The organism is Clavibacter sp. VKM Ac-2872 (assembly GCF_015351105.1).
Lineage (GTDB): Bacteria > Actinomycetota > Actinomycetes > Actinomycetales > Microbacteriaceae > Clavibacter.
The window spans coordinates 39,603-53,042 of record NZ_JADKRR010000003.1; the positions used below are offsets into that span (position 1 = coordinate 39,603).

At 72.5% G+C, this 13,440-nt stretch carries 13 protein-coding genes; 2 read left to right on the forward strand and 11 right to left on the reverse strand.

What is annotated here, in order from left to right; all coding sequences use genetic code 11:
* Positions 1 to 65 precede the first annotated feature (65 nt).
* The 5 genes from ITJ40_RS13065 to dapA form a co-directional block, all read right to left on the reverse strand.
* Complete coding sequence (locus tag ITJ40_RS13065; RefSeq protein ID WP_194667482.1) at positions 66 to 1,298, reverse strand: ABC transporter permease; 1,233 nt, start codon at positions 1,296 to 1,298, stop codon at positions 66 to 68.
* Positions 1,295 to 2,002, reverse strand: a complete 708-nt coding sequence (locus tag ITJ40_RS13070; RefSeq protein WP_194667483.1) for an ABC transporter ATP-binding protein — start codon at positions 2,000 to 2,002, stop codon at positions 1,295 to 1,297. The genes ITJ40_RS13065 and ITJ40_RS13070 overlap by 4 nt, the downstream gene beginning before the upstream one ends.
* Positions 1,999 to 3,024, reverse strand: a complete 1,026-nt coding sequence (locus ITJ40_RS13075; protein WP_194667484.1) for a hypothetical protein — start codon at positions 3,022 to 3,024, stop codon at positions 1,999 to 2,001. The genes ITJ40_RS13070 and ITJ40_RS13075 overlap by 4 nt, the downstream gene beginning before the upstream one ends.
* Before the next feature lie 210 nt (positions 3,025 to 3,234).
* Positions 3,235 to 4,911, reverse strand: coding sequence for a ribonuclease J (locus tag ITJ40_RS13080; protein WP_194667485.1), 1,677 nt, complete (start codon positions 4,909 to 4,911; stop codon positions 3,235 to 3,237).
* Positions 4,912 to 4,970: 59 nt separating this feature from the next.
* Complete coding sequence (dapA, locus tag ITJ40_RS13085; RefSeq protein WP_194667486.1) at positions 4,971 to 5,954, reverse strand: 4-hydroxy-tetrahydrodipicolinate synthase; 984 nt, start codon at positions 5,952 to 5,954, stop codon at positions 4,971 to 4,973.
* A 129-nt stretch (positions 5,955 to 6,083) separates the two neighbouring features.
* On the opposite strand from dapA, the gene ITJ40_RS13090 reads away from it, so the two are divergent.
* Positions 6,084 to 7,337, forward strand: a complete 1,254-nt coding sequence (locus tag ITJ40_RS13090; protein ID WP_194667487.1) for a hypothetical protein — start codon at positions 6,084 to 6,086, stop codon at positions 7,335 to 7,337.
* Positions 7,338 to 7,364: 27 nt separating this feature from the next.
* Here the strand turns inward: ITJ40_RS13090 and thyX are convergent, their stop codons facing one another.
* A complete protein-coding gene (gene thyX, locus ITJ40_RS13095) occupies positions 7,365 to 8,156 on the reverse strand; it encodes an FAD-dependent thymidylate synthase (RefSeq protein ID WP_194667488.1) in 792 nt (263 codons plus the stop codon).
* Between the two features lie 96 nt (positions 8,157 to 8,252).
* On the opposite strand from thyX, the gene ITJ40_RS13100 reads away from it, so the two are divergent.
* A complete protein-coding gene (locus ITJ40_RS13100; RefSeq protein WP_194667489.1) occupies positions 8,253 to 9,173 on the forward strand; it encodes a TIGR01777 family oxidoreductase in 921 nt (306 codons plus the stop codon).
* A 30-nt stretch (positions 9,174 to 9,203) separates the two neighbouring features.
* On the opposite strand, the gene ITJ40_RS13105 is transcribed toward ITJ40_RS13100, so the two are convergent.
* The 5 genes from ITJ40_RS13105 to ITJ40_RS13125 form a co-directional block, all read right to left on the reverse strand.
* Positions 9,204 to 9,653: a hypothetical protein gene (locus tag ITJ40_RS13105; RefSeq protein WP_194667490.1), complete on the reverse strand. Its 450-nt coding sequence runs from the start codon at positions 9,651 to 9,653 to the stop codon at positions 9,204 to 9,206.
* Positions 9,653 to 10,486 carry a 4-hydroxy-tetrahydrodipicolinate reductase gene (gene dapB, locus ITJ40_RS13110; protein WP_194667491.1) on the reverse strand — a complete coding sequence of 278 codons (834 nt, stop codon included), beginning with the start codon at positions 10,484 to 10,486 and terminating at the stop codon, positions 9,653 to 9,655. Before dapB ends, ITJ40_RS13105 begins: the two co-directional genes overlap by 1 nt.
* A gap of 58 nt (positions 10,487 to 10,544) precedes the next feature.
* Positions 10,545 to 11,147, reverse strand: coding sequence for a histidine phosphatase family protein (locus ITJ40_RS13115; protein ID WP_194667492.1), 603 nt, complete (start codon positions 11,145 to 11,147; stop codon positions 10,545 to 10,547).
* Between the two features lie 8 nt (positions 11,148 to 11,155).
* On the reverse strand, positions 11,156 to 12,511 hold the full coding sequence (locus ITJ40_RS13120) for a pitrilysin family protein (protein ID WP_194667493.1): 1,356 nt from the start codon (positions 12,509 to 12,511) through the stop codon (positions 11,156 to 11,158).
* 63 nt (positions 12,512 to 12,574) lie between these two features.
* Positions 12,575 to 13,207, reverse strand: coding sequence for a hypothetical protein (locus ITJ40_RS13125; protein ID WP_228512454.1), 633 nt, complete (start codon positions 13,205 to 13,207; stop codon positions 12,575 to 12,577).
* Positions 13,208 to 13,440 lie beyond the last annotated feature (233 nt).

Genomic DNA, 13,440 nt, shown 5'->3' on the forward strand with positions numbered 1-13,440 from the left:
ATCCCGCGCCGCCGTCGCCGGCGGTGCGCCGGGCCGGGCAGGACGCTCCCCGCCCGACCGCGGCATCAGTACCGGATCGCGTCGATGACGGACACGCGCACCGCGACGAGCGCCGGCAGGAGGCCCGCGATCGCGCCCACGGCGAGCGACGCGCCGAGCCCGAGGAGCGCCGCCGAGAGCGGGAACGGCGGGAACTCGGTGACGCCGGAGGCGACGAACGAGAGGATCCACGGGTTCTTGACGATCGCGACCGCCGCCATCACCCCGACCACGCCCGCGGCGACCGTCGCGACGATGCTCTCCATCATCACGGCGAAGAACACGCGGCCCGCGCTCGCGCCGAAGCTGCGCCGCACGCCGATCTCCCGGATCCGCTGCTTCACGGTCACGAGGGAGATGTTCACGAGGCCGAGCGCGCCGAGCAGGAGCACGAGGCCCGCCACTCCCCCGACGAGGATCTTGACCGACAGCAGCGGGTCGTAGTCGTACGTCCCCCAATCGCTGCGGCCGACGCTCACCTGCAGCCCCTCGGGCGCGGTCGCCGCGACCTGCGAGGTGATGGCCACGGTGAGCGCGTCGGCCTCCGCCTCGGGCACCCAGAACTCGGACTGCGGCGCCATCGCGTCGAGCGCGTCGTCCGACATCAGGCGCTCGGCGTCGGACGCCTGCAGGTAGGCGGTCGGCGGCTCCTCCGAGTACAGCGCGGGCACGGTGCCGACGACGACGCCCACGAGGTCCGATCGCTCCCCGTGGAGCACGGCGGAGGGGTGCGCGGCGATGTCGGGCGACCCGAGCTCCGCGAGGAACGCGGGGTTGACGACGAGGGCGGGCGCGAGGCGGTCGGCGTCGCGCTCGACGAACCAGCGGCCGTCCGTCATGTCGACGCGGCGCATCTCGCCGTAGTCCCGGTCGACCACGACCGTCTGGACCTGCACCCGACCGCGCGCGAAGTCGACCGGCACCGTCGTGGAGCCGATGATCGTCGACCAGGTGATGCCGTACCGGTCGGCGACGTCCGCGAGGAGCGTGCGCTGCTCGGCGTAGGACAGGCCGTCCCCCGTCGCGGAGTACGCGGACACCGACAGCGCGGCCGGTCGGCCCGACTGGCGCTCCATCTGCTCGGTCTGCGACTGCTGCACGACCGCCCCGAGGCCGACGACCGACGTGATCGCCGCCACCGCGACCGCGACGCCGATGAGCGACAGCATCACGCGCGTGCGGTGGATCCGGAGCTCGGCCCACGCCTCCACGACCGCGCCCACGAGGCCGGTCGCCGTGCGCGACAGCCAGCCGGTCATGCGAGCACCCCGCGGGTGAGGGCCTCGGACGGCGCGAGGACGCCCGCCTCGAGCCGGTGGTGCCGATCCGCGCGCGCCGCGACGGTCGGGTCGTGCGTGATGGTGACGAGCGCGGCGCCGGACGCGTGCGCGACCTCCGCGAGCAGGGTCATCACGGTCGCGCCCGTCTCGATGTCGAGGGCGCCGGTCGGCTCGTCCGCGAGGATCAGCCGCGGCGAACGCACCAGGGCACGGGCGATCGCGACGCGCTGCTGCTCGCCGCCGGACATCGTCTCCGGCATGGAGTCGACCCGGTGGCCGAGGCCGACCCGCTCGAGCATGTCCGCCGCGATCGACGCCCGCCGCCAGAACGAGCGTCCCGTCGAGTACAGCAGCGGCGTCATCACGTTCTCCCGCGCCGTGCGGCCCTGCAGCAGGTTGAACTGCTGGAAGATGAACCCGATGTCGCCGCCGCGGGCCCGGTCGCGCCGAGAATCGGAGACGCGGGCCATGGGCTCGTCGTCGAGGTAGACCCCACCCGTCGTCGGGGTGTCGAGCAGCCCCAGGATGTTCAGCAGCGTCGACTTGCCGGACCCCGACCGGCCCACGATCGACACGTGGTCGCCCACGGACACGTCGAGGTCGACGCCGTGCAGGATCGTCAGCGGCTCGTCATCCGGCCGCTGGACCGTCCGGGTCACCTTCTCCAAGCGGATCAGGCTCATCCGCCGTACCCGCCCTGCATCGTCATCGCCTCGTCCTCAGGGACGGGCGCACCGGGCACGAACTCGAGCACCATGTCGCCCTCCGCGAGACCCGACGTGATCTGCACGACCTTCCCGTCGCTGATGCCGAGTCCGACCGCGCGCTCCTCCGGCTCGCCGCCGTCCGACGCGAGCCAGACGTTGCCCGTGTCGGCGAGGCCCTCGACCGCCGTGGTCGGGAGGGTCAGCACGTCGGGTGCCTCGCCCGCGGGGATCGTGATGTCCGCGGCGAGTCCCGGGAAGACGCGGGTCCCGGCCGGGACGGCGCAGGAGACGGTCGCGCCGGTGGAGGCCGACTCGGTGGCGCCGGCGGATCCGGAGCCCGCCGCGCCGGCTGCTCCCGTGCCCTCGGTGGACGCCGCGGCCTGCTGCCCGATGCGCAGGTCGGAGCACTCGAAGGGCGCGGGACCCGATGTGATCGCGACCGTGGCGGCCGTCGGCTGCGTGACGAGCCGGTACTGCTCCTCGGCGGTGAGCGGAGCGGTCGCGCGGAAGGTGGGCGGCGCGATGCGCCCGGCCGCGTCGCCCACGGCGACCTCCTGGCCGACGAGCACGCCGAGCTCCACGAGCGATCCCGCGGCGGACGCGGTGACCGTCTCGGTGACGACCTTGGGCTTCTGCTGCGTGATCGTGCCGTCCGCGGCGACCACCGGATCCACCGGCGTCTCCTGGCGGATGACGAGGATCGGGTCGCCGGCCTTGACCGTCGCGCCCTGCCCCGCGACGAGCTTCGAGACCTTCCCCTGCAGCGTCGCCTTCACGGCGACGTCCGGATCCGGCTGGATGCTGCCCTTCACCGTCACGTCGTTGACCACGGTCGCGACGGACGCCGGCACCTGCGACTCGACGACGGAGCCGGTCGGCACCTGCGCCGTCTCCTCCGTCGTGGTCCCGAAGAACGCCATGCGCACGAGCGCCACGGCGATCGCGGCCAGCACGACGAGTCTCGTGATCGGGAGGATCCATCTCCGCCAGACGCCCACGGCCGCTCCTTCCCCGGCGGTCCCCAGCGGCCCGTCCGGTCGCCTCCGACGCTAGGGGCGGCGCCGGCGGCGGCGCTTCGTCCACGCGGATGACATGCTCCCCCCGTCAGGGGGCCACGCGGACGAGCTCCGTCGGCACGCGCGACCGAGGGGGCGGGTCTCCCCGCCCCCTCCGGACGTGCCGAGCGCCGGCTCCCGCCGACGGACGTCCTACGCCTCGATGACCACCGGGATGATCATCGGGCGCCGGCGGTGCGACGAGTTGACCCAGCGGCCGACCGTGCGGCGGACGACCTGCGCGTACGCGTGCGTGTCGCGCGTGCCGTTGGCCGCCGCCTCCGCGAGCGCCTTCACGACGAGCGGCTTGACGCTGTCGAACACCTTCGCGTCCTCGGCGAACCCGCGGGCCTCGATCTCCGGACCGACCGTGGCCTTGCCGGTCTGCGGCTCGACGACCACGAAGATCGTGACGAAGCCCTCCTCGGAGAGGATGCGGCGGTCCTTGAGGTCGGCGTCGGTGATCTCGCCCACGGTCGAGCCGTCCACGTAGACGTAGCCGACGTCGAGCTGGCCCGTGACGCGCACGTGCCCGTCCTTCATGTCGAGGACGGTGCCGTCCTCCGCGAGGAACGTGTTGCGCTCGGGCACGCCGGTCTGGATGGCGAGCTGCTGGTTCGCGACCAGGTGGCGGTACTCGCCGTGCACCGGCAGGACGTTGCGCGGCTTGAGGATGTTGTAGCAGTAGAGCAGCTCGCCGGCGGCGGCGTGGCCCGAGACGTGGACCTTCGCGTTGGCCTTGTGCACCACGTTCGCGCCGAGCTTCGTGAGCCCGTTGATCACGCGGTAGACGGCGTTCTCGTTGCCCGGGATGAGGCTCGACGCGAGGATGACGGTGTCGTCCTGGCCGATCTCGATCTGGTGCTCGAGGTTCGCCATCCGGCTGAGCACCGCCATCGGCTCGCCCTGCGACCCGGTGCTCATGTAGACGATCTCGTGGTCCGGCAGGTTGACGGCCTTCTTGGAGTCGATGAGGACCCCGTCCGGCACCTTGAGGTAGCCCAGCTCGGCCGCGATGGTCATGTTGCGGATCATCGAGCGGCCGATGAACGCGACGCGGCGGCCGTTCGCGTGCGCGGCGTCGAGCACCTGCTGCACGCGGTGCACGTGGCTGGAGAAGCTCGCGACGATCACGCGGCGGGGCGCCTTCGAGATGACCGCCTCGAGCACGGGGCCGATGGAGCGCTCGGTGGGCGTGAAGCCGGGGACGTCCGCGTTGGTGGAGTCCGACATGAAGAGGTCGACGCCGGCCTCGCCGAGGCGGGCGAACGCGCGGAGGTCGGTGATCCGGTCGTCGAGCGGGAGCTGGTCCATCTTGAAGTCGCCGGTGTGCAGGACGCGGCCCGCCTCGGTCGTGATGGCGACGGCCAGCGCATCCGGGATGGAGTGGTTGACGGCGACGAACTCGAGCTCGAACGGCCCGAGGCGCTCGCGGTCGCCCTCCTTCACCTGGAACGTGTACGGCGTGATCCGGTGCTCCTTGAGCTTCGCCTCGATGAGGGCGAGCGTGAGGCCGGAGCCGATCAGGGGGATGTCCTGCTTGAGCTTGAGGAGGTACGGCACCGCGCCGATGTGGTCCTCGTGGCCGTGCGTGAGGACGATGCCGACGACGTCGTCGAGGCGGTCCTCGATGGAGGAGAAGTCGGGGAGGATGAGGTCGACGCCCGGCTGGTGCTCCTCGGGGAAGAGCACCCCGCAGTCGACCACGAGGATCTTGCCGTCGATCTCGAACGTGGTCATGTTGCGACCGATCTCGCCGAGGCCGCCGATGGGCGTGATGCGCAGGGTGCCGGGCTTGAGCTCCGGCGGATCATAGACGCCGTGGGGCATGGGACTCCTCTGATGACGGTGCGGCCCGAGGGGCCGGCGGTGGATGCTCGGGCCGCGCGTCAGCGCGTGGTGCCGGCGACCTGCGGCAGCGCTCCGCCTGCGGCGGCGTTGCGGTCGGGGCGGAAGTTGCGGAAGTCGACGCCGGGCACGTCACGGACGAGGTCGATCTCGTCCTCGATCTGCGCGGCCTCCCACTCCTCCGGCCCCACGAGGGGCAGGCGGACGCGGGGGCTGCCGATGCGGCCGAGGCCGTGGAGGATGTACTTCGCCGCGACCGTGCCGGGCACGTGGGTCATCACCGCGCGGACGAGCGGCTCCAGCTGCTGGTGCGCGTGCGTGGCGGCGGCGAGGTCTCCCGCGTTCACGGCGTCGACCATGGTGCGGTACGGCATGGCGGTCACGTTCGCGGTGACGCCGATGAGCCCGGTGCCGCCGATCGCGAGGGTCGGCAGCGCGTTCGCGTCGTCGCCCGCGAAGTACATGAGGCTCGTCTGGTTGAGCACGCGGCTGGCCTGCGCGAGGTCGCCCTTGGCGTCCTTGATGGCGAGGATGTTCGGGTGCTTCGCGGCGCGGAGGATCGTCTCGTACTGGATCGGGATGCCCGTCCGGCCGGGGATGTCGTAGAGGATGACCGGGAGGTCGGTCGCGTCCGCGATCATGCGGAAGTGCGTGAGGACGCCGGCCTGCGTGGGCTTGTTGTAGTACGGCGTGACGATCATGTTGCCGTCGGCGCCGGCCTTCTCGCTCTGGCGGGCGAGCTGCATGGCGTGCGCGGTCTCGTTGGATCCGCCGCCCGTGATGATCTTCGCCCGGCCCGCGCTCACGGAGCGGCCGACCTCGACGAGCTTGATCTTCTCCGGGTCCGTCAGCGTGCTGGTCTCGCCCGTGGTGCCCGTGACGACGATGCCGTCCGCGCCCGCGACGATGACGTCGTCCATGTGCTTCTCGACGCCGGCCCAGTCCACCTCGCCATCGGCGGTGAAGGGGGTGACGAGCGCCACCAGGACCTGGCCGAACGGGTTCTCTGTGGACACGCGGACCATCGTAACGTCGGACGCCCGTCGAGCGGGGGCGTCGCCTGCAGCGCCTCCCCGTTCGGGGGGATGCGCGCGCCGTCGTTCGGGAGCATCCTGCGCTCGGGACGACGATGTCCCGGAGAAGCTGGTGCCACCATGACCCTCTCGGCACGGAGGCGGCCCTCGCCGCTCCTGGCCCTCACCCTGGTGCTCGTCACCGGGGTCTCCCTCGCCGGCGCCGCGCCGGCCCCGGCGGCGCCGTCCGGTGCGCCGCTCCCCCTCGACCCGGCCGCCTCCGCCGCCCAGCTGCCCGCCCCCGACGTGTTCGTGGGCGGCGAGGTGACCGACGTCCCGGAGATCGAGGTCTACGCGGGCATCGACGTCGGACAGCTCCCGCTCACGGCGCCCCGGTTCGAGTACCTGCTCGACGGACGGGCGCCGTGGCGGACGGCGTACATCGGCCCGCTCGACTCCGCGATCATCCGGCTGCCCGCGCCGGCGGGGCCGCACACGATCTCCCTCCGCGCCGTCGCCGTCGTCGACGGCACCCGGGTGGTGGGTGCCGCGTCCTCCCCGCTCGCGGTCGTCTCGCGCGGCTACCCGACCCCGTACGCGCCGATCATCACCGTCGACGGCCCGAGGATCACCGTGTCCTGGGACGTGCGGGCCGCGCTCGCGGGCTGGCCCGAGGACGGATCCGTGCACGTCGCGTTCGACTCCGGGCCGGAGGCGGTCGGCGGTGCCGTCGGATCGCTCACCCTGGAGCCCGGATACGACACGACCCTGTCGATGCGGTTCTGGTTCGGCGGGAACGTGGACATCGCGCGGTACGTGCACCGCGACGTCTCCACGGGCAGCGCGCCCGGATCGCTGCCGCTGACCTCCACCCCGCTGCCGACGATCGTCGGGCACGCGGCGATCGGGACCACGCTCTCGGTCCGCACGGGCACCTGGCGGCCGGCGCCGGTCGCGCTGGCGTACCGGTGGGAGAGGGACGGCGTGCCGATCTCGGACGAGAGCGGACCCACCTACCGGGTCACCGGCGAGGACGCGGGGAGCCGCATCACCGTCGCCGTCCGCGGGTCGGCGCCCGGCAGGATCGCCGTCGAGCGCTCGTCGGCGGCGACCCCGCGGGTGGGGCCATGGGCCATCGTGCCCGGCACGCCCGTCGTCGGCGGCATCGCCGTCGTGGGGCGCGAGCTCACCGCGCGCCCCGGCTCATGGCGGCCCGCGCCGGTGACGCTCACCTACCGCTGGCTGCGCGACGGGGTCGAGATCCCCGGCGCGACCTCCGCGCGCTACACGGCGGTGCCGGCGGACCGCGGCCACCTCGTGTCGGTGCGGGTCATCGGCACGAAGGACGCCTACCCGTACGCGGAACGCGAGAGCGCGGGGCGCCGCGTCGGCTGACGCGGCGCCCCGGCGGGCGACGACAGGCTACGGCGCGACCCGGCCGTTCTTCTGGAAGGCCGCGTGCGTGAGGGGCATGAGCCGCGCGAACTCGGTCTCCATCTTCTCGGCGCACATCTCGATCTCCCGCTGCGGGAAGCTCGGGAACGTCGAGTCCTCGTGCTTGGTGCGCAGCGACAGGAAGTTCATGAGCGCGCGGGCGTTGAGCGTGACGTACATCGACGAGTAGATGTTGAGCGGCAGCACGATGCGCGCGACCTCGCGCGCCACGCCCTGCTCGAGCATCCGCTGGTAGGAGGCGTACGCCTCGGCAGACGTGCGGCGGGTCTCATCCTGCACGAGCGCGGTCTGCTCGGGGGTGCCCGCGTGGAACTCGTACGCGCCGGGCTTGCCGACCTGCACGAGGTTGCGCTCGGGGCCGGGCACGTAGAACACGGCGTCGAGCTCCTTGTAGCGGCCCGACTCCTCGTTGTAGGACGCCATGCGGTGGCGCATGAACTCGCGGAACACGAAGATCGGCGCCTGCACGTAGAAGGTCATCGAGTTGTGCTCGAAGGGCGAGCCGTGGCGGTCGCGCATCAGGTAGTTGATGAGGCCGCGGTCGCGCTTCACGCGCTTCTCCTCCGCGTCGGTGTCGACGTCGCCCTCGAGGGCGCGGTCCTGGCCGTCGGGCTCGTCGAGCGCGCGCTCGAGCGTCTTCTCGCCGGCGGTGGAGACGCGGGCGGCGAAGATCACGTCGGAGTCGTGGGCGCTCGAGCGGACGAGCTCCACGGTCATGTCGGATCGGAAGGCGATGTCGTCGTGGGGCACGACGGTCACTGTACGCGACCCCCGCCGGGCGACCGCGCCGCGCTCCTCCCGGTCGGCGTGCGGGGCCGCGTCCTAGGCTGAGCGGCACCGACGAAGGGCTCGACCATGTCCGACAGCACCGCATCCCCCGCCCCGCTCACCGTCCTCATCTCCGGCGCCGGGGGCACCATCGGCACCGAGCTGCAGGCCCAGCTGCATGACGCCGGGCACCGCGTCCAGACGCTCGTGCGCCACGCGCCGTCGTCGTCCGACGAGCACGAGTGGCAGCCGGCCGAGGGGCGCCTGGATCCCGCGGTGCTGGACGGCGTCGACGCCGTCGTCAACCTCTCGGGTGCCTCCATCAGCCGCCTGCCCTGGACGAAGCCGTACCAGGAGGAGATCCGCGCGTCGCGCGTCTCCGCCACGCGCACGATCGTCGGCGCGATCGCGTCGGCGTCGAACCCGCCCCGGGTGCTGCTGAACGGATCCGCCGTGGGCTTCTACGGCGACCGCCCGGCCGAGCGCCTCACCGAGGACTCGCCGCGCGGGCAGGGCTTCCTCGCCGAGGTCGTGGAGGCGTGGGAGGCCGAGGTGTTCCAGGCGCCGGCGGACGTGCGCGTCGCGACGCTGCGCACCGGGCTGGTGCTCGCGCAGGCGGGCGCCCTGGCACCGCTCCGCCTCCTCACCAACCTCGGGCTCGCCGGCAGGCTGGGCACCGGCGGCCAGATCTGGCCGTGGATCTCCCTCCGCGACGAGGCCGCCGCGATCGTGCACCTGCTGACGTCGTCCGTCTCCGGCCCCGTGAACCTCACCGGCCCCGAGCCCGTCATGGCCGACCGGCTGATGCGCCACCTGGCGAAGCGCATGCACCGGCCCTACCTGGTGCCGGCCCCCGAGTTCCTCATCCGGCTCGCGCTGCAGGAGGCCGGGCAGGAGCTGCTGCTCTCCAGCCAGCCCGCGCGGCCGGAGAAGCTGCTCGCCGACGGGTTCGCCTTCCGGGATCCCACGGTCGAGCTCGCGATCGACCGGCTGCTCGCGAAGAGCTGATCTCGGCGCGCTGAGCCGACAGAGGGCAGGTCAGGCGGCGGGCTCGGAGCGGTGCAGCGAGATCGCCCGACGGATCGCGCCTCGCGCGCGGCGGCGATCCCCGCTCGCGTCGTATGCGAGGCCGAGGCGGAACCACGCTCGCCAGCTGGCGGGATCCCGCTCGACCTCGGCCTGGTAGGCGGGGAACGCGGCGTCGGCCGCGTCCCGGAGCGGACGACCGCTCGCGCGGGTCGGCAGGTCCGCGACGGGCAGGCCGCCCTCCGCGTCGAGGATCCGCACCAGGCGCGCGCTCCGCACGCCGAAGGACAGCTCCCGCACGAGCGCCCACACGCCGACCAGCGGGAGGATCAGGAGCGCGAGCCCGAACACGACGCCGACCGGCTCGCCCGAGATCAGGAGCAGGACGGCGATCTGGCCGGCCAGCGCCAGGTACAGCACCATGAGCACCGCCATGACGGCGACGCCGATGCGCGTCCCCATCAGGCGCTCGTGACGGTGGCGGCCTGGCCGCTCGGCCCGCCGTCGTCCACGGGTCCCGCCGTCGCCCCCGTGGACGCGTCCTGCGTCGCGCGCTCGCGCGAGCCGTCCAGGTCGATGAGGCGGTCGAGCCCGACGACGACGCCGCGCGCGGTGCGGGTCGCGCCGAGGGCGAGGAGGATCCCGGCCTCGTAGGCGCTCGGAGCGAGCGTGTCGTGGCTGATGGTGAGCACCTCACCGTTGCCGCCGAACACCACGTCCTGCTTCGCGACGACACCCTGCATGCGGAGGCTGTGCACGGGGATGCTCGCGACCTGCTGGCCACGCGCGCGCTGGTCCGTGTGCGGCGCCTGCACCGGGCCGCGGGTGCCGCGCGCCTGCGACATGAGCTCGGCCGTGCGGACCGCCGTGCCCGACGGCGAGTCGATCTTGGATGCCCCGTGGGCCTCGATGATCTCGATGGAGTCGTAGAACCGGGCCGCCATCTGCGCGAACGAGGTCGCGAGCACGCTGCCGACGGAGAAGTTCGGGATGATGACGACGCCCACGGCCAGGTTCCCGGTGATCCGCCGCTCCAGCTCGGTGATGCGCTCGCCGGTCCAACCGCTCGTGCCCACGAGGACGTTCATGCCGTGCGCCACCGCGTACTCGACGACGCCCTGGCTGACCGCCGGGAGCGTGACGTCGACCGCGATGTCCGCGCCGAGCATGTCCGACAGCTCGTCCTTGGAGTCGAGGCTGGCGACGAGCTCGAACTCGGTGCTCGCCTCGACGATCTGCGAGATCAGCTGGCCCATGCGTCCCGTTGCGCCGACGACGGCGACCGTGGTTGTCATCCGCCCAGCGTACCGGCGCGCCCGGCCGCGACGCTGGGGAGCGGACCTGCCGGGGCGGCTAGTACGGCTGCTGCTCGGGCAGGCCGGTGCGCAGCTCGGCCGGCAGGTGGCCGAGGTCGTTGTGCACCACGAGGACCGGCGGCTTGGCGGAGCGCACGCGGATGATGGTGAGGCCGCAGTTGGCCTGGTTGATGCCCATCCACCGCCACTCGGGCGCGTCGAACACGTGCCGCACGAACCAGGCGATCACGAAGTTGTGCGTGATGAGCAGGTCGTGCCGGTCGCCGCGCGCCGGTGCCAGGAACTCGCTCACGGCGTCGGCCATCTGGGCGCTGCCGGCGTCGATCTCCTCCTCGGTGATCCCGCCGAAGAACGACTCGAACGCGTGCGGCATGTCCGGGGTGGGCCCGGACGGGATGCAGTCGAACAGGAGCGACGACGGCTCCGGCTCGATGGCGGGCATGCGCTCCGCCATGATCGCGGCCGTCTCCTCCGCCCGCGCGAGCGGCGAGTGGCGCACGGACGTGAACGGGACCCCGCTCAACCGGTCGGCGATGCAGTGCGCCTGGCGCTTGCCGCGGCCCGACAGCGGCCCGTCCGGAAGGCCGTGCTCGGCGTCCTGCTGCTCGCCGTGGCGCACGAGGTAGATGTAGTGGGACACGGTTCCTCCTACAGGAGCGCGGGGGTCTCGAGCAGCGGGGCGAACGCGTCGGCGCCGACGGTCCCCACGGCGGCGACCGAGAGCGGTCGGGAGATCAGATCGGCCGCGAGGGCGCGGACGTCGTCGGCTGTGACGCGGGAGAGGCGGGAGAGCGTCTCGTCGAGGTCGACGTACTCGCCGGTCGTGATCTCCGACCGCCCGAGCCGCGACATGCGCGTGTCCGAGTCCTCGAGCGCGAGGGCCGACTGGCCGGAGAGCTGGCCGAACGCGCGCGACAGCTCCTCCTCCGTCACGTGCTCCTCGGCGAGCTTCTGGAACTCGTCGACCATGAGGCGCGAGACCTGGGCCGTCTTCGCGGCCGTGCATCCGGCGTAGAGGCCGAAGACGCCCGCGTCCGAGTAGGAGGCGCCGAACGAGTAGACCGAGTACGCCAGCCCGCGCTTCTCGCGCACCTCCTGGAACAGCCGCGAGGACATCCCGCCGCCGAGCACGGAGTTGAGCATGGCGAGGGCGGGCCGACGGTCGTCGGACGCCGCGAGGCCGGGTACGCCGAGCAGGATGTTGGTCTGCTCGATGGGGCGGTCGACGACGACGAGGTCGCTGCCGCGCGTGATGATCGGGGCGGTGCCGGTGCGACGCGCGACCGGGGACGCGGCGACCGACAGGTCCCAGCCCGCGCGCTCGAGGCCGGCGGTGACGCGCGCGACGAGGGCGTCGTGGTCCACGGAGCCCGCCGCCGTGACGACGAGGTCCTGCGGGCGGTAGTTGCGGCGGTAGTGCGCGACCACGGCGTCGCGCTCGGCGGCCTCGATGTTCGCGGGGCTGCCCCCGATGGGACGGCCGAGCGGGTGATCCCCCAGCACGGCCTCGAAGAATCGCTCGCTGACGACGTCGCCCGGATCGTCGTCCGCCATGGCGAGCTCCTCGAGGATGACCCCGCGCTCGGTCTCGAACTCCTCGGCGTCGATGAGGCTGGACGTGACCATGTCGGCGAGCACGTCCACCGCCATGCCGAGGTCGCGATCCTGCACCTTGGCGTAGTAGCACGTGTACTCCTTGGCGGTGACGGCGTTGTGCTCACCGCCGACCGCATCGAAGGCCACGGCGATGTCGAGCGCCGTGCGCGACGGGGTGCCCTTGAAGAGGAGGTGCTCCAGGAAGTGGGTGGATCCGAGATCGCCGGGCTGCTCGTCGCGCGAGCCGACCGCCACCCACATGCCGATCGTGGCGCTGCGGCTGCCGGGCACGTCCTCGCTGAGGATGCGCACGCCCGACGGCAGGACGGACCGCCGGACACGGGCGCCGCCCGTCGACTGCACGGTGAGCTCGGGGAGGTCGAGGGGGAGTTCTACGGCGCGGGACATCAGCGTCACCCTACGCCACGGGCCCCGCGTGGAGCCGGGCGCCGACGGCGGGCGACGGGGCGCTCATGGGCAGCCCGGTCCGGCGTCCCGCTCCCCGCACGCACCGCCCACCAGCACCGTCGACCCCTGCACCACACGGATGGTGACCGGACCCACCTGCACCGGCAACGTCCCCGCGATCTGCTGCCACCCACCCCCGTCGAACCGATAACTCGCCGAATACACGATCGTCAACGACACCCGCCGATCCCCGACGGACCCGTACACATGACTCGTGTCCGTCTGCGTGAAGTCCTGCTGACCCAACTCCCGCCACGACGCACCCGGCCCTTCCACCGTCGCACTCGTCCCATCACCGTGATCCCACACGAACGACACCGGCACGAACCGCACCTGCGTCGGCCGACCCAACAACACCCCATCCACCACCTGCGCCGACGCGTCCGAGAACAGATTCACCGGAGCACCCACGACCGCCCACCCATTCGGCTGCGACCGGATCGACGCATCACGCGGCACGAACTGCGCCACATCCGCCAACGACACCCCCGGCACCGCCGCCACGACCGGGACCGGATCCGCCGGCTTGGTCGGCGCCTTCGCCGGCGGCAAGAACGCGTGCTGCCCATCCGAACACAGAGAACCACCAGACAGGCGCGCACTCGGGGTGCACGGCACATCCACGTCCGCAGCCATCCGACCCCGCGGCACCGGAGGCGGCGCCTGCGGGTGCGACGGCTCCTGCGGCGAGGACGCTTCCTTGGAAGACTGCTTAGTCGAGATTTGGGGAGCATCAGTCGTTCTCGCTTGAAGTTCTACAGAGCCGTCGGATATTGCCCCAGACGTGCAGTCGCCGCCTCGTCTACCGACTTCCAGCTGACAATCGTCACCAGCAGCCACGGCCCTTTGGGATGACAACCCCGAGGCGA